The organism is Paenibacillus sp. IHB B 3084 (genome assembly GCF_001447315.1).
Lineage (GTDB): Bacteria > Bacillota > Bacilli > Paenibacillales > Paenibacillaceae > Paenibacillus.
Genome location: NZ_CP013203.1, coordinates 1,135,659 through 1,156,293 on the forward strand (window position 1 = coordinate 1,135,659; position 20,635 = coordinate 1,156,293).

Sequence of the window (20,635 nt, forward strand, 5' to 3'; positions counted from 1 at the left end):
TAACATTTTTCGCAATAATATTACATCAACCCCTGAATGCTCCCATCCGGCTCCAGCGACATATGCTCGGCTGCCGGGGATTTGGGTAGACCGGGCATGGTCATTGTGTTGCCCGTTTCCACGACCACGAAGCCTGCTCCAGCGGACAATGACACTCTGGACACGTGGATCGTAAAGCCCTCCGGTGCTCCTAGCAGAGACGGCTGATCTGAAAAAGAATACGGCGTTTTGGCCATGCATACAGGCAATTGTCCAAAACCAAGCTGCTCCATACCGGACAACGCCCGTTTAGCCGCAGGAGTATACGCAACCTCTGCCGCGCCGTAAAGCTCCTTCGCAATGACACTAATTTTCGCTTGCAGATCAAGCGCATGATCGTACAGCGGTACAAAATGGGCTTTGTCCTCTTCGAGTAGATTTAGCAGGCTTTGAGCCAACTTTTCTCCCCCTTGGCTTCCCTGTGCCCACACCTGCGATAGCTCTGCGGGTACACCCAGCTTGCGGCATTCCGCGAAAATCAGTTCCAATTCGGCTTCGCTGTCCGTTACAAAATGGTTGACCGCTACCAATACAGGCACGCCGAATTTTTGCAAATTCCGTACATGCCGATTCATATTGGCTAATCCGAGCTGTAAATGCTCCAGATTTTCCGCGTCCAGCTCATTTTTAGCTACACCACCGTTATATTTCAGCGCTTTGGCGGTTACGACCAGCACAGCCGCATCCGGCTGCAAACCGGACTGACGGCATTTGATATCAAAAAACTTTTCTGCCCCCAACTCAGCCCCGAATCCAGCCTCCGTCACGACTACCTCTCCCAGCTTTAGCGCCAGCTTCGTACCGATCAGACTGCTGCATCCGTGCGCAATATTGGCAAAAGGCCCACCATGCACAATGACGGGTGTTCCCTCCAGCGTTTGCACCAGATTCGGCTTTAATGCTTCCCGAAGCAACACAGCCATGCCTTCCACGGCTTGCAAATCTTTGGCCGTCACCGTTTCGCCTGCTTCGTTATATCCGATGACCATTCGACCCAAGCGCACTTTGAGGTCGTCGATATTTTCACTCAGACACAATACCGCCATCACTTCCGAGGCCGAGGTAATTAGAAAGCCGCTTTCTCTCACCGCTCCATTCCCTGTTCCCAATCCGGTAACGATACTTCGCAAACTCCGGTCATTCATATCTACAGCCCGTTTCCACATGATTCGTTCCGGATTCAAGCGCAAAGCATTGCCATGAAACAAATGATTATCGATCATCGCTGCCAGCAAATTATGCGCCGCCGAAATCGCGTGAATATCGCCTGTAAAATGCAAATTAATATCCTCGGCCGGAACAATCTGGGCTTGTCCTCCCCCGGTTGCTCCCCCTTTCATGCCAAAGCAGGGGCCTAGTGACGGCTCCCGCAGCGCAGCTATGGTCTTGTGCCCCAGCGCATTCAGCGACTGCGACAGCCCAATGGTCGTTAGTGTTTTTCCTTCTCCCGCCGGAGTCGGATTCATTGCCGTGACCAGCACCAGCTTTCCGTTCGAACGATCCTTCACCTGCTCCCACAGGGACGGATTCAGCTTCGCTTTATATTTTCCATACGTCTCCAGATGCTCTTCTTCGATTCCTGCTTCTTTGGCTACTTCAATTATCCGTTTCATGCTTTGTTATGGTACCCCCTGTTTTTAAGTCTGACCGATGGTGTCAAACACTGTATCGTTTTATTTTACCAAAGTGTGCCGCTTTTTGCGCTATGATTCATTTCATCGCAAGCTTTGCTTTCCTGTGAGTTGTAAAAAAAGAGCATCCCCCGCCCAGATGGACTTTGGTGGATACTCTTTTGGCACTTCTGTTTAACGACCAGCTCTCCAATTAACTCGCAGCGTTAGCAGCGTAATTTTCAGCAAGAAATCCTTTGGAAATCAGGACAGCTTGGGCTTTCTTGGTCGCAGGACCATAGCCTTGGGACAGCAGATCATTAATATGTAAGCGATTATAAATGAAGCAAAATACAAAGCTGGATAACCCGCTCGTAAGGAGAGATACCAGAAAAATAATAATAGCCCACTTCCAATCCCCTCTAAACAACGCAGGAAAAAAACCAAAAAACAGCGTGGTCCAAGAAAAACCCACTTTGCGTTCCTTAATCATCCCGCTTTTATTTCTTAGTTTAATCTTCATATTACCCCTTACCTCTCTCTATATAGTCTTTTAGAACTATATTAGATTATATAGTATAGAGGGAATAAGTGGAACTTATTTTCGAAAAAATAGTAAATTCTCTTAAACATTCTCTAGTTTATAATGCTTTTCCAAAGCTTCTTTAAAAGCATCGACCGGATACTGGTATTGAACCGTTTTTAATACAATCCGGTTATTCCACTGGTTTTTTTCCAACTCGCATCCATGCTCCATATCCAGTTCCTTCATGACAAAAATAATCTCATCCAAGGTTCCCATCACACTATGGCTGTTCGTCGTAGTAGCCAGCATCTGCTTGCCTTCCTGTGTGTACGCCTCTACAATTTGTTCATCAAAACCCTCACTGAGCATGAGCTCCTTCAAGGCTTGGACGAAAAGAGTTGGTAGATTTTTGTACTGCGCCTTTTTGATTCCGAACAGTGTGACACTCAAGCGGGATGCATCATGCATAAACACAATATTTTTTCTCCGATTAAGCAAAAACAAGTTGGCATGCCAACTATTCAAAGGCGGATAAATATCAACTTGTAGTGGTTCGATATCCCATTCCTTCAGCAGTTTTTGTGTTCCCCGTATGACAAACATCGTTGCTCTCCTTTATGACGGTTCTGTGCCGTAGCTCATGTTTTCGAATCATGTCCAATCTTTCGTATAAGGCATGTCCCGGATATCATAACACTGTATTCCAAACATCGGTTTGTAAACTCTTTCAGTATAATATAGGAAGGTGGCGAATTTCCAGTAATTTGATTACATCTTATGCTGGGGATGGATAAAAAATCTACTTCAGTGCCTTCAGGTTGAGAATATTTAGATCATTTCATGTGGTGGTTAAAGTTCTCGTCTTTTATAACCCACATAAATACTCCACCAATTTCAATACATCTCATGTTGTGGTTAAAGATCCAGAAGAAGACCAAGCCGAGGATCAAATCCCACATTTCAATACATCTCATGTTGTGGTTAAAGTCTGGATGTTCCGTATGTGTCACCTTATCGTTCCTTTATTTCAATACATCTCATGTTGTGGTTAAAGTTGAAAGCTTCAACGGTACTAGTCGTTATTACTAATTTCAATACATCTCATGTTGTGGTTAAAGCCAGTTTACTAACTTAACGGACAGTTTCATGTAGCCATTTCAATACGTCTCATGTTGTGGTTAAAGTCCCCTTTGACTTGCTGTTGGAGTTGCGGTCAATCCATTTCAATACATCTCATGTTGTGGTTAAAGGCGCCAAATTGATGCCAACACAGCGCCGCTACACGGAATTTAATACATCTCATGTTGTGGTTAAAGGCATCGTTCTAGCTACACTTTTAGCGTCACATTGTTATTTCAATACATCTCATGTTGTGGTTAAAGTGTAGCGAGACGTTCCTGTTTACGCAGCTCTTCTTTATTTCAATACATCTCATGTTGTGGTTAAAGCTGACGACCCGGGCGGTTGGTTTGTTTATACAGGCTGATTTCAATACATCTCATGTTGTGGTTAAAGTCCAAACGCCTCCTACAGCGTCACGTACCTTATGCTATTTCAATACATCTCATGTTGTGGTTAAAGGGTGCGGCCGATGGCGCTTAGTCCATTGCCGGAAGTATTTCAATACATCTCATGTTGTGGTTAAAGCTGTCATTTTGCGCGAATCGCTAGAAGCCAAACGGAATTTCAATACATCTCATGTTGTGGTTAAAGCAGGTTCCGAAAATGGGCTTTGAGGAAACAACGTCAATTTCAATACATCTTATGTTGTGGTTAAAGTTTTCCACAAAATGATTATTGTTTAGATATACACATATTTCAATACATCTCATGTTGTGGTTAAAGGCTAGTAAAATCAACGTTTTTTAAATGCTGATATACCTATTTTACTACAGCCGTAAGGGTTTCACGAAATTTCCCCAACCGAAGAGGGTTTGTTGAAAATAATGGAACAAATCCCCTCAAACCCTTGTCGCTGTAAGGTTAACATGCTGTCCTCCTTTTAGGACGGTTGGGAAAATTACAGCAATAAGGATTCGGAATCATTCATACGACACCGATAATTTCCTCATCGAAGACGTAATCTCCTGTCATCTTTGGACTACTGTCAATAGAATGGACACCCAAAGTCGAGAATTTCAAGCGGGTTTTCGGTACAACCGTTCATACTGATTTGGAGATACATAACCTAGGGAAGAGTGGATTCGTTTTCCATTATAAAAGCATGTAATATATTCGAAAATCTGCTTCTTTGCCTCATGACGGGTTTTGTAGTGGTCTAAGTAAATCAGTTCCTTCTTTAGAATGCTGTGAAAGGATTCGATACAGGCGTTGTCATAACAGTTCCCCTTGCGGCTCATGCTGCCTTTCATATGGTACTTAACCAGCTTAGCTTGATACTCATGAGATGCGTATTGGCTCCCTTGATCAGAATGATGCAGAACTCCTTTGCCCGGTCGTTGGACACGATATGCTTGGTCAAGGGACTGAATGACTAACTCTTTAGTCATCCGAGAATCCATGTGGAATCCTACGATTTTGCGGCTGTACAAGTCCATCACGCTCGCCAAATAAAGCCAGCCTTCATCGGTGGGAATATACGTAATATCCGTCATCCACACCTCGTTTGGGGCCCCCGCAACAAACTGCTGGTTTAAAAGGTTCTCATGAACAGGCAGGTGGTGTTTGGAGTTCGTAGTTGCTTTGTATTTTTTCACGGTTCTGGACTTTAAACCAAGCTCCTTCATGATTCGCACTACCGTTTTTTCTGACACGGCAACTCCTTGCTGAACCAAAGCTTTATGAATCTTCCGGCTGCCATACAAACGGCGTGAATCCAAAAAAATCCGGCGGATACGTTGTAAGAGCTTTTCCCGTTGTTTTTGGCGTTCTTTATGAATCGTTCGAGTTTGTACCCATTTGTAATAGCCGCTTCGTGAAACGCCAAACACTGCACACATCTTTGCAACACGACACTGGAAGCGGTGATCATATATAAAAGAAAAGATCAGTGTCGGTCTTTGGCAAAGTAGTGCATCGCCTTTTTAGAATATCGTTCTCCTCTTCCAGATCACGAATGCGTTTGTGGAGTTCTCTTGTGGCTTGTTCCTCTGGCTTCAGGTTCCCGCTGCCAGGGAAAGCCTGTTTCCCATCTTGGTTGTGTTCGGCTACCCAACGATACAGCGTGTTCGCGGAGATGCCCAATTCTCTCGCCACTTGAGAGACAGGTTTACCTTCTTCTTGAATCATTTGAACGGTTTGAACTTTAAAAGTCTTGTCGTAGTTTTTACTCATAGGGACGCACCTCGAATGAATTTGATTTTATTCTCGCATTCTCGATTCTCGGTGTCCACTTTTTAGTCTAGCATCATCTTAAACACAGCCACAAAGTCTGTACCCTCATCAATTACCTTTTTTAACTCTGCACGTAGTTGAATTAAATTGGCAGGTGTTTAATTTCTTGATATTCACTTCTTTACATCATCTACATACTTGGCACGATTAAACTTTTTAGTTCTAGTTAGCTCATCCCATTCCATATATTTTTCTCCCTCCGATACAAAATAAAGCGTGCCTATATGACAAATGGGTAATCTTGCTTCCTTCCCCTCTTGAATTCGATACGTATACGAAAAATGATTCATTTGAGCGCGCACCTCTGACAAGCGGATCATTCTTTCGGAATAGTCCATCCCTAACCGCTTGTCTGATAATCTAACAAACTCATCCCATACGTCTTGACCGTTAAGCGGGGGAGCGTCTTTCATTGGACAGGTATAGTTCAGGAATAGCGTTACGCTTTTATCTGGTATGAGGTCCATATGCTTTTGTACATCTGGAAATTCAAGCTTCTGTACCTTTTCAGTAAACTCGCCCCAGTACTGCTGATTCGGCTTTTGACGAGACTTATTAATTTCAGTGATGACCGACTTATAAAATTCGCTAAAATCTTTGGTTTCAAGCATTTTTTGATAAGCTTCTTCCTTGAGATCAAATGTAATGCGCAAGTCTTTTCTGTATACACCGCTCGCCTCATCGCAATCAAAGAAATAAGCCTGGCAGTAGTCACGCAGACAAGAACGATTCAGTCGTCCCAAAAATTGCTCCTCGCTATCCAGCAAAGAAATATCTTTAAAGCCCACATCCATGTCAATATCTACCCCTGCCTCAATCACCTGTGTCGCAACGACAATCACATCACTCAGATAAAAGCTCCCTTGTGCGTCCTTCCCCAATTTCTCTAACAGCTCTTGACGATATGAGGAGCTATCATCCCCGGTAAGCTCATAGACATCTAAGCCCAAATTCTGCTCCAGCAGCATGTTATAAAATTGGCGTGCGGTCTTTTTTGTAATAAACTCAATCAGTATTCTGTTCCCTTGTCCATCCCGCTTTCGCTGCTCTATTACAGATTGAACATGCTCCAAAATTTGTTCCGGCAGCATCTTGCCCCGTTTCAGCAAATTAAAATCCAGCTTCACACGATCTCTAAACAACGAATGTGTAAAATAACGCTCCCGATTCTGCACCAGTGAATAGGTTTGAATGGGCTTCTCATGATCCTGCTGTTCCATTAATAAATCCAGATTCGGCAATGTCGCGGACATGATAATGATTTTAATATTCAGAATATCTGCAAAAGAGCGTAGAAAATGAATAATCTCCTTCCATAGCTCATTCCGGTAACTCTGAATTTCGTCCAATACAATGACACTATTACACAAATGCGCGAATGCTAGATTGACCTCTCGTCCTGTCCCAAATAGATAATTAAAAAAGTTCACGTGAGAAGTCAATGTCACCGGATATTGCAGCAATTGCCGCTCCAGCAGCACTCTTTTGTAATCCGTATTGTCCGGCTCCTTGTCCTTCCATTCCGAAGAAGCTTCTGCTTGTGATTCTTCTGTGGTCACCATTGGTGTGATGGAATTAATAACCTCTACCTGATATCCGTGATTCTTCACCTTGTAGAAAATTCCATCCAGCGTCTGCCGAGTCTGCTCGATCAGGGAGTTGAACGGAAACACGTAGATCAGCTTGTTCAGTCCTAAACCACTATTCAGTAAATGCAGCGCCAGATTAATAGACATGTTTGTTTTGCCTGAACCTGTAGGAGCTTCGAGATAAAAAACAGGCTCTTGGAGCCGATCCAGTAGTCGGGTTTGTGTTTCCACAAATAACTCCGCTCGTAACTGATTCATCATAGATAAGCTAGATTTCTCAGGATTTTGACAATAAGCTTGAATCCCTTGCACAATTCCCGTCTGACGATAGGCCTCCAGCATTGGCTCTAGCGGTAGACGGTCTCCAAAATAATGCATCTCTGGCGCTTGCTGCTCCATATATTGATATGTGGCCCTAAAATCCGATGCAACCATCGTGGAATACAACAGCTTAACCAACACATAGAAAGGAAAAGGGCTGTGTATTTTATTCTGTCGTTTATTGCCTTCCAGCCGGATGTCCTCAAATACGTTATCATTCTCTATTAGATCCTGCTGATCGCGGTAATAGCGGATATAATCAGGGTTCTCTTTGATTCGGTTATATTGATTTTTTATTTTCAACTCAAATTCGTTGATCTGCCCTCCAGTATCTTGATCCATATTTCCCAGATGTGTGTGGTGGCGAGAAATCGTATACGCGAACGAATAGAGCATATGATGTAACAACCCAAGTACTTTGCGCTTGTGCTTTTTACGGTTCGGATATAGCTCTGTGGTATCATGCCATTCCTGCACATGCCGTAAATGAATATGTAAATAAAGTACCGCCGATAACATAGAATGATTACTGTCTCCCAGCTCAGCGTTCCGTTTAACTTCTGTATTGTTCATTTTCATACGCTGAAAGGCCGGGTTCACCTTACCCAGATCATGCACATAAATGGCTTGTCTAAAAAAGTACATCATCAGTTCGCGCACCGATTCATCCAACGGCTCTTCATCCACACTTAAGCGATCTAATGCCCTATATACCGCCGCTTCCACACCGTTATCTTTCATCAATACCTCTGCATGGTGCATGACCAGATCACTATGTTCCTCCAGCATCTCATCCTGTTGAAGATTGCCTTCCTTGGCCGTATGTGCCTTTAATAGTCCCTTCGCTTCCTTTGTCAGCCAATTCTGTATGGATACATGTGTGAGCATATTTTACTCCCTTCTTTTCTTACAACCAGAATAAATCCACATAAAAAAACGGGTTCCCCCATCCCTGCAATGGAGAATACCCGGTGTTGATTCCATCCTCGAAGATGACTGTCCTTAGATGAAATACAAGGTGCGTTTTTCGTCGTCATCCAGGTATATTTTTTGTAAATCCTCGACTTTTAGCTCATCTGCATCTATTTCCTGATTAGAAAATACAAGCGGCTCCAGTATATAACCGTTGTTCGCTGCATTCAGTCCTACAGGCAAATACTCCTGCAAAAAGGATTGCATCTGCTTATCTTTCACATATCCTCCCGTATCCACAGGTACATGTGCAGCCCGAAGAGAGTCGATATATTCCGGTCCACCCGCTGGCTCCAGCTCAACCAACCGAGCCTTGGATATCGTAGCCGGATGATCGTTTTTCCCGAGATAAGGAATGTATTCGGCCTTGGAATGCTGTACATAATCTGCAAGCCGATCAAATACTTCCCGATCCACGCCCCCATCATCTGCCACATAGATCGTCCAGCGTGGACGCTCCAACCACTGCTCTCGCACATTCAGTACACCACCCTCTTCCTGGCTGGCATAACCGACCGTGTTGTTGAATATCTGAATTTTTTTTGCAAAATATCCCCGGTCCCCGTGTGGCACGATGCTCACCGAAGCCTGACGAAACACCTCGTAAAATTCAGGGTACGGCATCGCAGGACTATCCTGCTTGCCTTTCCCTCCCAACGCCACATTCCGTTCATACTGCTGCGTATAGCCGCCAAGTCCAAGTACGGCACCAAGCAAGCCATATAACGCAACCTTGTGAATATGACTGTATGTAAAATACGCATATACGTTAACGTCCGGCTTTTTAAAAAAAGCCGTTTCTCCGCTCAACTCAAAGCGTAACGCCCGCATGATCGCTTCCCTCCTTCCCCGATGTAGCCATCCTCTAGCCTTGAGGCAGCTCGCTGCGCGTAAAGATGTTAAACGTACGCAGCCCCGGAAAATCCAGTTCCACACGCGATGCATACGGATTAACGTATACTTCTACCGTTTCAATCTCCTCGTTTACATCGTTCAAAAGCGGTGCAAGGGCCGACAGATCATAAACCGTCTTCTCTCCATCCTTGTCCTTATCTACCTTCACATAAGGGTCCAGATTCGGTAAATACGCCGGGCTACCCGCCTTAAATTCCACGAACAGGGCGAAAGCATTTTCCGCACCGGATTTACTGTTGGTATTTTGCAGCGTAGCCCCGGTCAAAGCTCCCGTTTTGAAAGCCTGATACGCTTCCTCTGTGTATCCTTCAAAGCCCTCGGCTGCCAGCAGTTCCAGATAGTTATCATAATGCTTCGGATTGACGGAAAAAGGATATACATAGTGGGATTCATCCACCGTTCTCTTTTTACCAATGGAGGTGGCATCGTTGTCCTCGCTCTTTTCATTCGAGTTACGGAACGGAGATAAAATATCCTGTACCTCCAGATTAGACCACTGATATTTATTAAACCCCTGACCAATCTGTACCGGACCAGCGAGACCAATATTCTGATCCTTTACCGCAAAGGTCGCGCCAAAATTCATCACATCCACACACTGGAACAGCTTGCTCAGCACTTCACGTGAGTTTTTGGATACCTCTTCACCGAAAAGATATTCATAACGCTCTGCAAGATTTCGGGGCTGGAGCTTTTCTTCTTTCCCTTTGTCCCCATCCTTCGCCTTGTCCGCCTTCTTATCCTTCGCGCTGCTGACCTTGTACGAACGGATATACAGTACCTTCTGTCCTTCCTCCGCCCATAAGCGCTTGATGCTATATTTTAACGCCTTATCGCTACCAAAAATGTCGCCTGTGCTGGTCGTCTTCGGCTGTCCGCTAAAGTCCGCATTCCAGTTCGCCATCCGGCTCACAATCCCGATCAGTCCCACCACACGATTAGTTTTTTTCGCCATGTCCGTTCTCCCCTTCGCTGTTTGATTTCTCGCCCTCGCCTTTCTTCCAGAACCAATTGTCTGAAAATAACCCGGCTAGGAACATTTCCCTTGCATCTTCATGCAGGAATTCCTTATCCGGCTGATAGGCGTTCACATTCGCTAAAGCCCAATTTAATTTGGTATAATGCAGCAGTATTTTGTGGCGGTGCAGATGATATGCCTCTTCGAGTCGTCGTTTGAGCTGTGCGCTGCGCTTGGCTATAAAAAACGGTCCGAGCAAATCCCCCTTCTTCTGTTGGGTTTCGGACTGGCTTTTCAAGTAAAAAGCAAGCTGCCCTGCCAAATAATAAAACTCATCATCCGTCTCTACATAGACCGGATCTGGATTGGCTGTCTGTTCCGTTTGCCCTGCTCCATCCACGATTTCCTTGGGTTTCCGCTTTTCCAACGCATCCAGTTTATCTTTAAGTCCATTAGACACTGCGATCAAACGATTTCCCATAGCTGTGTATTCCTCTCCTTCCAAATAAGCCATTAGCGAAAGTCTTACATTCATCGCATCGGCCAACCCACGTAGATCCAACCTCGACTTCTCTTGTCCTGCTGGCTCCACACGTAATAGCTGTTCCTCTATGAGTCGAAGCGTCACTCGTGCAAATTGAGGGCGGATCGTGGCAGTCGTTCCTTTGAAAATCCAGTCATAGAAGCCCTTTTTGCTCTGCATAAACAACGCGACCATCACGCTCGTAAAATCCTTTTCCCTCGCCTTCGGCTCATCACGAAGAAAGTCACCGTTCATCCGATTGCGAAAAAATTGTCTGCTAATTTCTTTTTGCAGTTGCTCTACATTTTCCAGATAACCGTAATCCTTAACAAACTCTTCACCAGACTTATTTTTGGTCATGAGCCCCAGTACATTCTTGAGTCGAATATTGATATGAACTTTTTTGGAAAAAGGTACATTCTCAAAGTCTTGTACCTCGTTATCCTTGCCATCTACATACACAAAAAAATAGCCTTCTGCTACGTCCACGGCCTTTTTACTAAAATCCGTATGATAGCCAAACTTGTTCGTTCGAAACTTGGGCTGAGAAAGGAGCCATTCAGACGCTTCCTTCACCAGCAACGCTTCCTCCAGAGAGAAACGGACAGGCGCACCGACACGCATCGTTTTATGCTCCAAATACGGTTTCTTGCTGTTCATGCTCATATTAAAACCGGGAAGACCTGTCAAAGCTCCGTCTACCATTTGGTTATAGTCATTACTATTAAAGATTTTTGGGATGGTATATAGCAAATATTCATAGCCGTACATTTCGTCCCATGAATAAAAGCTGGAAGATTCGTTATTCGGGTGATTAATTATGGAGTGAAGTGAAGTAGATTCTGAGGTGAAAAAGATTTTAACGTAATTCTTAAAAGGAATCGTTCGGATATGTTCGATCAAAGCGGACAGGTTGGTAGCGTACCATTGTTCAATCTGCGCAATGCGTGTCCGGCGTTCCTCACTTATGAGATATTCCAGTGCAGGAGCATAATCCGTTCCAGAGAAAAATTGCTGCGTAGGACTGGTGAAAATAGTCTCGGTGCTGCTTTCCTTGCCAGCTTTCTTGCTGCTCGTCTTCTTGGTACCTATCAGCTCATCCCACTTTTTCTGCACCTCGGATGCCTGAGTTTTGTCCAGAAAACGGGCAATATGCGTGTTCATCGCGGTGGTTCCATCTGCCTGTGCCTCGGCTAAAAACACATCCCTTTTTGCGTATAGTGTGTACGGGTTATTGGAATGAAGCTGTTTGCCGGGATCTACGGCTTTGTTCATAGAGACCAGAGAACTCACATAATCTTTTTGTTGGAACCATTCAAAAAGCTCCTTGTGTGCTGGATCGGGTTCTTCTTTGGTAATGATCATATGCTGGCTATCAAACTGGCTGACCTGTTCATCCCAGCTTTGATCCAGCCGCAAACGGATATACAGCCCTTCCTTGGGTTTGTGCCTTTGAAATGCAATGTTGGGAAAATCATTCTTCGCCAATAGATAGCTGTTCGTCAAATCCTTCAGCATACCTTGCGCCTCCTTTCTACGTTATTCCAGTCCCTTGGCGATGCAAAAGCCTGCCCCAAGGATGCTATTCTTTTCTGCCGCTCCTGAACCTAATACCACATTCGCCAGCTTCTGTGAATATTCATCTTCTCTGACAAGCAGCCGCAGTTTATTACCTAATAGCTTACGTCCTTTATAGGCCAAGGCAATTGGTTTATGGTTCAACACCTGAATCCCTTCTATGAAAGGTTGCTCCAAACGAATAGGCTGATCCGGGTATAGATGATTGTATTTTTTCTCCGCATTAGCATGGATCCGTTGCAGTAAAAGCTCCACACTCAGACCCGGCACCCACGGTTTGCCTTCAATCGTAACAATTGCAGGAGTAACGGTGGTAAGCTCGGTAATATGCGCCATCTTCCTGGACTGCACAGGGGATGCAGCGATAAACTGGAAATACTCATCCTCCTGCAAGGCTTGCAAAGCTGCGGATATTCGACGTAACGTAAGCTCTATGGAACTGCGAATCGTAATGACGTATACACGACCTTGCTTGTATACCCCCTCCTTTTCACGCGGAAAAGGCGATCCGAATGTGTAATGCTTGTAGTCCTTGTCGTAGTGCGTCTGCTTCAACGCTTCGTCCTTCAACCCCGCCCGACCCATCCACGCTCCGATACGCTCGGATATCTCCAGATGGTGAGATGATTGTTTCATTAACGTTGTTATCTGAATTTCGTAATACAATGTGTTCACCTCCTGACTTGATATAGAGTATAGACCTCACTCCATGATTTGTAAACCATCATTTTAATTCTAATTTAGGATTGGCTGCGATGGTACCTGGACCGCTACACGTGCAGATTGTTCTTCCGATTGCTGTTATCCCCGAATTTTTAGGATTGTTTAAACCCTTCAAAGGGTAAAATCCGGGGATAAAGGCAACCGCTTACGCTTCTCCAGAACAATTCTGCCCGCTCCGCTACTTAGGACTTAGTACATTTCATGTTGTGGTTAAAGAAATTAATGCAATAACCAAGAAAGAGACTTGCTTCGAATTTCAATACATCTCATGTTATGGTTATGCCGACACACAAGAAGGTCATAGCGCATGGAATACGCATTTCAATACACCTCATGTTTTGATTAAAGTAGGGAACTTGGAATGCAGATGGGCGTAACTACGGAATTTCAATACATCTCATGTTGTGGTTAAAGACCTTGAAAAGTCATCTTTCAACAATATTGAGCAAAATTTCAATACATCTCATGTTGTGGTTAAAGAGAAAAAACTTCGGGCCCCTTGACGGTCTGCCCTGGATTTCAATACATCTCATGTTGTGGTTAAAGCAGCAGGGTAGAGATGAGATTAGGAAAAGACCTTTAATTTCAATACATCTCATGTTGTGGTTAAAGTTTTAAAAGAGCTTTAATGTCTGTCGGCCTACATATATTTCAATACATCTTATGTTGTGGTTAAAGGTGATTGGGAAGACATTCGCGCGGAGTCTAAAAAATATTTCAATACATCTCATGTTGTGGTTAAAGCATGATTGAGTACAAAGGCGTTAGATTCATTAACGATTTCAATACATCTCATGTTGTGGTTAAAGGCTTAATGATATTGAGCGGGCGATCAAAAAAATTTAATTTCAATACATCTCATGTTGTGGTTAAAGAGAAAGGAGTAAAGTAAATATGTTCCTTATGGGCTTATTTCAATACATCTCATGTTGTGGTTAAAGGAAGGAGCTGCGGGCGTGTGACTACGGAGCGCCAAATTTCAATACATCTCATGTTGTGGTTAAAGCTCCAACTCCCTCCGGGTAATCTGCGGTCATTTCCAATTTCAATACATCTCATGTTGTGGTTAAAGAAGGCAATGCTCGCAGTGCTTACAGACAACACAGCCATTTCAATACATCTCATGTTGTGGTTAAAGTATTCTCATTGCGCAGCTCTGCGATTTCTTGTTGTATTTCAATACATCTCATGTTGTGGTTAAAGGGTTTCTCCTTTAGCACCGATTCCAGCGCTTTGCGGATTTCAATACATCTCATGTTGTGGTTAAAGTATGCGGTCATTAATACTCCAGGGGATGTGATTTCAATTTCAATACATCTCATGTTGTGGTTAAAGTAAAGTTATTGCGTATTTCGGTAGGGATTGAAAAAGTATTTCAATACATCTCATGTTGTGGTTAAAGTCCGAACAGCCGCATGCTGCTTCACTCCCTTGTTCTATTTCAATACATCTCATGTTGTGGTTAAAGTTAATAGCTTAGGCTATCCGGTGATATTGGTTAATGGATTTCAATACATCTCATGTTGTGGTTAAAGATATTAAAAAGGGTCGTGCTGGAAGTATGACTCCGTTATTTCAATACATCTCATGTTGTGGTTAAAGGACGAAAAGCATGTTTATCATGTTGTTGCTGTATAATTTCAATACATCTCATGTTGTGGTTAAAGGCTAGTAAAATCAAGCTTTTTAAAATCGCAATGTGCTTATTTTACTACAGCCACAAGGGTTTCGCAATTTTTTCCCAACCGTAGGTCGCTTCTTTCCAAATGTAAACAAAAACGCCTGTATCCCTTGCGGTTCTAAGAACTTCCCTGTCTCACGCCATTTAAGAGGTTGGGAAAAAACATAGACCTTTGGTCTATGTTGGGATCGCTTACCTGAGAGTATAATGTAAGATGTACCAATGAAAAAATTCCATATGATTAAATCAAACACTTGGTGTATTGAAATTTTTAATTCTAGTTTACAACTGCTGGAAAACAGACTATAACCATAACATCCGATGTTCCTTTTCTTTTTGTTTGGAAATATTCTTGCTAATGGCTGTGAGCTACTTCTTTCTGAAGAGCCAATTAGTAATTGAACCTAATACCAAACTTACCAAAAAAGAAGCAAACACCGATTTTAAAATAATAGGCAATATTTATTGATTTGAAATATCCACGATGTTTACTAAAAAGCCTACAAATATAATTATAAAAATGACAATGTAATCTACTTTTCTGAAGTTCTTTATATTAATCATCCTTTCAGAATTTGAGATTTAAAAAGTATATTAGAACCAAAATACGCGTAAATGTAAAAAACCTCCTAACCATTTTAAGTGGCTTAGGAGGTTTTTGCTTTTTCAATAATAAATAGGAATGGAGTTCATGGAAGAATGAAGCTAAACAATTCGGATCAGTGAGTCATCGAAAATAGCATTTTTAGCAGGATCTTTTTCCCGCCCTAAAATGCTATTTTGAATGGATTTGTACCTTTTTTTCTGGTGCTTAACTGCAAGACTACGGTGGGATTCGAACAGGACAACACATTTTTTAAAACTCGTATCGTCTTTTAAGCTGTGGGCATACTCCATTGCTCTTAGGACGGCATCAATTGCAAGGCCAGATTTGCCCTCCTTGAATCTATAAATGCTGAGCTGATATAGGAATTCAACGTAATAGTTCAAATTTTGGGGTTCTCTATAGAAACCACCCAGTTCTCCGACTCTTTCTGCAAAGTCCTTCAAGATAGGATTGATGTCGTAATTATGCATAATTGCCGATTCTAGAATCGTGATCATACCCGGAATTACCTCTTCAGCCGAATGTTCATGTAAAAACTGAATATATTCCGGTAGAACCTCTTCTTTGCCTTGTAGTAAGTCTAAGGTGTATGTATTCGCTTTAGCTAACGTTCGGTAGTCTTCCACCTCTTGTAATCCCTCTTCATTCAGGCCGTCTACCCAACCCAGTTCAGCGTATTTTTCAACACACTCTCTAGAGGACTCATACTTACCTTGTTTTTGAAAAGCAATACCTTTCGTTAATTGACTAAATCCTAAGTAGTATACAAGTGGTCGTTTCATATGTAAAGTTCTAGGCTGTCCACCTTTTGTACGTTCCAACTGCTGTTGTTCGTATACCCGATGAGCTTGAGTATGCAGTTGGTCTGCAATTTGAATCATTTGTTCCCATTCCTCAAGCGAAAAAGCCATTTTTAGCATTCCGACAATTGAATCAACGTCTGTTATTTCATCAAAGTCAAACTCTTTCACATGCAATTCCTCCTTGGTTACATTTTAATCCAATTTTACATGTGTTCTTCCTAAATATCAATCAAAATTTCCGAATTTTTGTCGATTATTAACGTTTTTAAGTGGATTATAAAAAATGGGGCTGGTGATTATTGGACTACTGTCAATAGAATGGACACCCCAAGTCGAGAACTTCAAGCGGGTTTTCGGTACAATCGTTCATACTGATTTGGAGATACATAACCTAGGGAAGAGTGGATTCGTTTCCCATTATAAAAGCATGTAATATATTCGAAAATCTGCTTCTTTGCCTCACGACGGGTTTTGTAGTGGTCTAAGTAAATCAGTTCCTTCTTTAGAACGCTGTGGAAGGATTCGATACAGGCGTTGTCATAACAGTTCCCCTTGCGGCTCATGCTGCCTTTCATATGGTACTTAACCAGCTTAGCTTGATACTCGTGAGATGCGTATTGGCTCCCTCGATCCGAATGATGCAGAACCCCTTTGCCCGGTCGTTGGACACGATATGCTTGGTCAAGGGCCTGAATGACTAACTCTTTAGTCATCCGAGAATCCATGTGGAATCCTACGATTTTGCGGCTGTACAAGTCCATCACGCTCGCCAAATAAAGCCAGCCTTCATCGGTGGGAATATACGTAATATCCGTCATCCACACCTCGTTTGGAGCCTCAGCAACAAACTGTTGGTTTAAAAGGTTCTCATGAACAGGCAGTTGGTGTTTGGAGTTCGTAGTTGCTTTGTATTTTTTCACGGTTCTGGACGTTAAACCAAGCTCCTTCATGATTCGCACTACTGTTTTTTGTGACACGACAACTCCTTGCTGAACCAAAGCTTTATGAATCTTCCGGCTGCCATACAAACGGCGTGAATCCAAGAAGATCCGGCGGATACGTTGTAAAAGCTTTTCCCGTTGTTTTTGTCGTTCTTTATGAATCGTTCGAGTTTGTACCCATCTGTAATAGCCGCTTCGTGAAACACCAAACACCGCACACATCTTTGCAACACGACACTGGAAGCGGTGATCATATATAAAAGAAAAGATCAGCGTCGGTCTTTGGCAAAGTAGTGCATCGCCTTTTTTAGAATATCGTTCTCCTCTTCCAGATCACGAATGCGTTTGTGGAGTTCTCTTGTGGCTTGATCCTCTGGCTTCAGGTTCCCACTGCCAGGGAAAGCCTGTTTCCCATCTTGGTTGTGTTCAGCTACCCAACGATACAGCGTGTTCGCGGAGATGCCCAATTCTCTCGCTACTTGAGAGACAGGTTTACCTTCTTCTTGAATCATTTGAACGGTTTGAACTTTAAAAGCCTTGTCGTAGTTTTTACTCATAGGGAAGCACCTCGAATGTGTTTGATTTTATTCTCGCATTCTCGATTCTCGGTGTCCACTTTTTAGTTTAGCATCATATTGTGTAATGTTCAAAAAGGGATGTTTCAAATGCATCTCATGTTGTGATTAAAGGTAAGTTATCAGAGATCATGGTACGCCGCCATGCATATTTCAATACATCACATGTTGAGGTTAAAGTTACGGGCCACATGAGCTTTTATAATCTCACTCAGTAATTTCAATACATCTCATGTTAAGGTTAAAGTAAAAAAGCGAAATGCGAAATATCGCACAATCGCTTATTTCAATACATCATGTTGTAGTTAAAGGCGAAAGGACCATGAGTTAGCCGTTAGTTTCATCGCATTTCAATACATATCATGTTGTGGTCAAAGATTCCGTGGGATCTGTACAAGCAATTAAGTATCTTATTTCAATACATCTCATGTTGTGGTCAAAGACGTTTAAGGACAGCTAGACCACGATGCCCTACGAATTTCAATACATCTCATGTTGTGGTCAAAGACGTTTAAGGACGGCTCGACCACGATGCCCTACGAATTTCAATACATCTCATGTTGTGGTCAAAGACAGGCTTTTCAGGACGCGGGGCTTGTCTATTACAAATTTCAATACATCTCATGTTGTGGTCAAAGATCTTTCGTGGATCAGGCTACCGCCCGCTGTTCCATATTTCAATACATCTCATGTTGTGGTCAAAGTAAGTGTGGGTTCGATAGACACTCTGTAGCATTGTTATTTCAATACATCTCATGTTGTGGTCAAAGTTCGTTGAATTTGCGGTATGGTGGTAAGACCCTTGTATTTCAATACATCTCATGTTGTGGTCAAAGTTATTTGTCGGACACTTTGTAAATAGAATAACGCCAATTTCAATACATCTCATGTTGTGGTCAAAGGCGTGCCGATCAGCAGGAAATGATAGCCCATGGTGAATTTCAATACATCTCATGTTGTGGTCAAAGGACGGTTTCATCCAGTACCAGCAATTCGGAAAGGAAATTTCAATACATCTCATGTTGTGGTCAAAGCGAAAACGTGCAAGATTGTCAGCGCCTGGCTGCGCTATTTCAATACATCTCATGTTGTGGTCAAAGTCATCCAGCCATCGTTTTGGCGCCTGCTGTTGGTAAATTTCAATACATCTCATGTTGTGGTCAAAGTAGAACAGGGCTGGAGGTTATTGAAGAAGTTTTCTATTTCAATACATCTCATGTTGTGGTCAAAGTGGATTGTCAACAGTAAATCAAACAACTTTTTTAAGGGCTGTAAGGCGATACTGAATAGGCGTCATATAGCCTAAAGTTCCATGAATACGATGTTTGTTAAACCAGTTGACATAATCATATAATTCCAGTTCCAGATGACGAAGGCTCTGAAAGTTCATCTGGTTCACGAACTCTGTTTTCATGATTTTATAAGTGGCTTCGGCCACGGCATTGTCATACGGACAGCCTTTCTTACTCAGTGATCGACCGATTTCAAATGTCTCTAAAAGCTCATCCATCTTTTGATTTTTAAACTCGCTCCCACGGTCGGTATGAAACCACTGAATCTGACTCAGATCGCCTTTCACGGTCGCAAAGGCGCGGGAAACCAGTGCTGCATCCTTATGGGGACCAACACTATGGCCAATAATTTCTCGATTGAACAGATCGAGGAGCACACAAATATAGTGCCACTCGTTCCGGACTTTGACATAGGTTAGATCACTGACCACCACACGTTTGCTTTCCGTTTGATTGAACTCGCGGTTCAGTATATTAGCTGGAGCCGCTTCATTACAAGCGGTTTTATGGGGCTTATATTGTGCCACCGTGTAGGTGGAAACGAGCCCTTGCTCTTTCATGATGCGGCCAATGCGACGTCTGGAGACGATCAACCCACGCTCATGGAGCTTCACTTTGATCTTGCGTGTGCCGTAGGCTTTTCGATTCTTGTGAAAATATCCACAATAGCTTCGGTGACATCGTCTTCAGTGGCTCGTTCTTGGGCATCATAATAAAATGTACTTCTTGCGATTTGCAGGACGTCACACATTGCTGATACCGAGTATTTATCACGATTATTCTGGATGATAGCTACTTTCGTCCCATGATCAGCGCGGCTTGCTTTAAAATATCCACTTCCATTTTCAGACGCTGGTTCTCTTTTTGCAAAGCGATCAGCTCATTTTCTTCTGATGAGCGATTGTCCTTCTCTTTGAAGGAACCCGTCGCCTGAGCTTGTTTGATCCAGCGATCTAAAGCTGAGGCTGTGAGGCCATATTCCTCCACAAGGGCTGCTCTGGATTTCCCATTTTCATAGAGTCCCACCATTTGTTTTTTGAATTCTGCTGTAAAGGTACGTCGTTGTTGTTTTGGCATTGTAGAGATTCGCTCCTTAACATGATAGGTTTATTCTACAAGCCCTTATTTTTTCTGTCCAACTTAGTGTAGCCGATCCAAAGGCAAGTCTAAAGCGAGGGAGATGGTTAGTCAATAGTATTTCAATACATCTCATGTTGTGGTCAAAGATACATTTGATAAGCCTGTTGATCTCACTAATTATAATTTCAATACATCTCATGTTGTGGTCAAAGAGACGCTTTCTCTAAAAACGGCACCATCATTACCCAATTTCAATACATCTCATGTTGTGGTCAAAGTTGGACGACCTGACCGAAGAACAGGCACAGGCTGAAATATTTCAATACATCTCATGTTGTGGTCAAAGCTACAACTTCAACCGGGCCATGATGAACCTCGGACGATTTCAATACATCTCATGTTGTGGTCAAAGGGCGCATAACTTTAAAGCGCACCGTGACCTGTCTGTATTTCAATACATCTCATGTTGTGGTCAAAGTGGATACTCGGACGACTGGGGAAGCTTCACGCTGTCATTTCAATACATCTCATGTTGTGGTCAAAGGCAG

Annotated in this window: 11 protein-coding genes, 1 pseudogene and 4 CRISPR repeat arrays (1 of these 16 running past the window's edge); all 12 genes and pseudogenes read right to left on the reverse strand. The window is 43.0% G+C overall.

Annotated elements, in window-relative coordinates:
- Positions 1–20 precede the first annotated feature (20 nt).
- The 12 genes and pseudogenes from ASL14_RS05335 to ASL14_RS05395 all read right to left on the reverse strand — a co-directional run bounded on the left by ASL14_RS05335 (position 21) and on the right by ASL14_RS05395 (position 20,084).
- On the reverse strand, positions 21–1,652 hold the full coding sequence (locus ASL14_RS05335; protein WP_134910727.1) for a formate--tetrahydrofolate ligase: 1,632 nt from the start codon (positions 1,650–1,652) through the stop codon (positions 21–23).
- Between the two features lie 211 nt (positions 1,653–1,863).
- Positions 1,864–2,172, reverse strand: coding sequence for a hypothetical protein (locus ASL14_RS05340; protein WP_134910728.1), 309 nt, complete (start codon positions 2,170–2,172; stop codon positions 1,864–1,866).
- Between the two features lie 102 nt (positions 2,173–2,274).
- Positions 2,275–2,778, reverse strand: a complete 504-nt coding sequence (locus tag ASL14_RS05345) for a DUF6933 domain-containing protein (RefSeq protein WP_134910729.1) — start codon at positions 2,776–2,778, stop codon at positions 2,275–2,277.
- A gap of 288 nt (positions 2,779–3,066) precedes the next feature.
- Positions 3,067–4,020: a CRISPR direct-repeat array (repeat unit 30 nt; unit sequence ATTTCAATACATCTCATGTTGTGGTTAAAG).
- A gap of 293 nt (positions 4,021–4,313) precedes the next feature.
- Positions 4,314–5,469 (reverse strand): IS3 family transposase gene (locus ASL14_RS05350; RefSeq protein WP_248844509.1). Its coding sequence is split into 2 segments (ribosomal slippage): positions 4,314–5,214 and positions 5,213–5,469, totalling 1,158 coding nucleotides; the frame shifts between segments, so codons are not numbered across the junction.
- A 173-nt stretch (positions 5,470–5,642) separates the two neighbouring features.
- The gene (gene cas3, locus ASL14_RS05360) at positions 5,643–8,327 is read right to left on the reverse strand and encodes a CRISPR-associated helicase Cas3' (RefSeq protein ID WP_134910730.1); all 2,685 of its coding nucleotides are present in this window, start codon (positions 8,325–8,327) and stop codon (positions 5,643–5,645) included.
- Positions 8,328–8,441: 114 nt separating this feature from the next.
- Complete coding sequence (gene cas5b / locus ASL14_RS05365; protein ID WP_134910731.1) at positions 8,442–9,242, reverse strand: type I-B CRISPR-associated protein Cas5b; 801 nt, start codon at positions 9,240–9,242, stop codon at positions 8,442–8,444.
- Between the two features lie 34 nt (positions 9,243–9,276).
- On the reverse strand, positions 9,277–10,281 hold the full coding sequence (locus tag ASL14_RS05370) for a type I CRISPR-associated protein Cas7 (protein WP_134910732.1): 1,005 nt from the start codon (positions 10,279–10,281) through the stop codon (positions 9,277–9,279).
- The gene (locus tag ASL14_RS05375) at positions 10,265–12,325 is read right to left on the reverse strand and encodes a hypothetical protein (RefSeq protein ID WP_134910733.1); all 2,061 of its coding nucleotides are present in this window, start codon (positions 12,323–12,325) and stop codon (positions 10,265–10,267) included. The genes ASL14_RS05370 and ASL14_RS05375 overlap by 17 nt, the downstream gene beginning before the upstream one ends.
- 21 nt (positions 12,326–12,346) lie before the next feature.
- Positions 12,347–13,051 carry a CRISPR-associated endoribonuclease Cas6 gene (locus tag ASL14_RS05380; protein ID WP_134910734.1) on the reverse strand — a complete coding sequence of 235 codons (705 nt, stop codon included), beginning with the start codon at positions 13,049–13,051 and terminating at the stop codon, positions 12,347–12,349.
- Positions 13,052–13,294: 243 nt separating this feature from the next.
- Positions 13,295–14,775: direct repeats of the CRISPR family, unit length 30 nt; unit sequence ATTTCAATACATCTCATGTTGTGGTTAAAG.
- 719 nt (positions 14,776–15,494) lie between these two features.
- On the reverse strand, positions 15,495–16,367 hold the full coding sequence (locus ASL14_RS05385; protein ID WP_134910735.1) for a DNA-binding protein: 873 nt from the start codon (positions 16,365–16,367) through the stop codon (positions 15,495–15,497).
- 173 nt (positions 16,368–16,540) lie between these two features.
- Positions 16,541–17,697, reverse strand: a protein-coding gene (locus tag ASL14_RS05390; RefSeq protein WP_248844508.1) for an IS3 family transposase whose coding sequence is annotated in 2 segments (ribosomal slippage) — positions 16,541–17,442 and positions 17,442–17,697 — 1,158 coding nt in all. Because the reading frame shifts where the segments join, the coding sequence is not laid out codon by codon here.
- Between the two features lie 365 nt (positions 17,698–18,062).
- Positions 18,063–18,947: direct repeats of the CRISPR family, unit length 30 nt; unit sequence ATTTCAATACATCTCATGTTGTGGTCAAAG.
- A gap of 17 nt (positions 18,948–18,964) precedes the next feature.
- Positions 18,965–20,084: pseudogene (locus ASL14_RS05395) on the reverse strand (IS3 family transposase).
- 119 nt (positions 20,085–20,203) lie between these two features.
- Positions 20,204–20,635: direct repeats of the CRISPR family, unit length 30 nt; unit sequence ATTTCAATACATCTCATGTTGTGGTCAAAG (it continues 719 nt past the right edge of the window).

What these genes read in the sequence shown, in the direction of transcription:
- ASL14_RS05335 (WP_134910727.1), bottom strand. Translation starts at nt 1,652, where the DNA reads ATGAAACGGATAATTGAAGTAGCCAAAGAAGCAGGAATCGAAGAAGAG.
- ASL14_RS05340 (WP_134910728.1), bottom strand. Translation starts at nt 2,172, where the DNA reads ATGAAGATTAAACTAAGAAATAAAAGCGGGATGATTAAGGAACGCAAA.
- ASL14_RS05345 (WP_134910729.1), bottom strand. Translation starts at nt 2,778, where the DNA reads ATGTTTGTCATACGGGGAACACAAAAACTGCTGAAGGAATGGGATATC.
- cas3 (WP_134910730.1), bottom strand. Translation starts at nt 8,327, where the DNA reads ATGCTCACACATGTATCCATACAGAATTGGCTGACAAAGGAAGCGAAG.
- cas5b (WP_134910731.1), bottom strand. Translation starts at nt 9,242, where the DNA reads ATGCGGGCGTTACGCTTTGAGTTGAGCGGAGAAACGGCTTTTTTTAAA.
- ASL14_RS05370 (WP_134910732.1), bottom strand. Translation starts at nt 10,281, where the DNA reads ATGGCGAAAAAAACTAATCGTGTGGTGGGACTGATCGGGATTGTGAGC.
- ASL14_RS05375 (WP_134910733.1), bottom strand. Translation starts at nt 12,325, where the DNA reads ATGCTGAAGGATTTGACGAACAGCTATCTATTGGCGAAGAATGATTTT.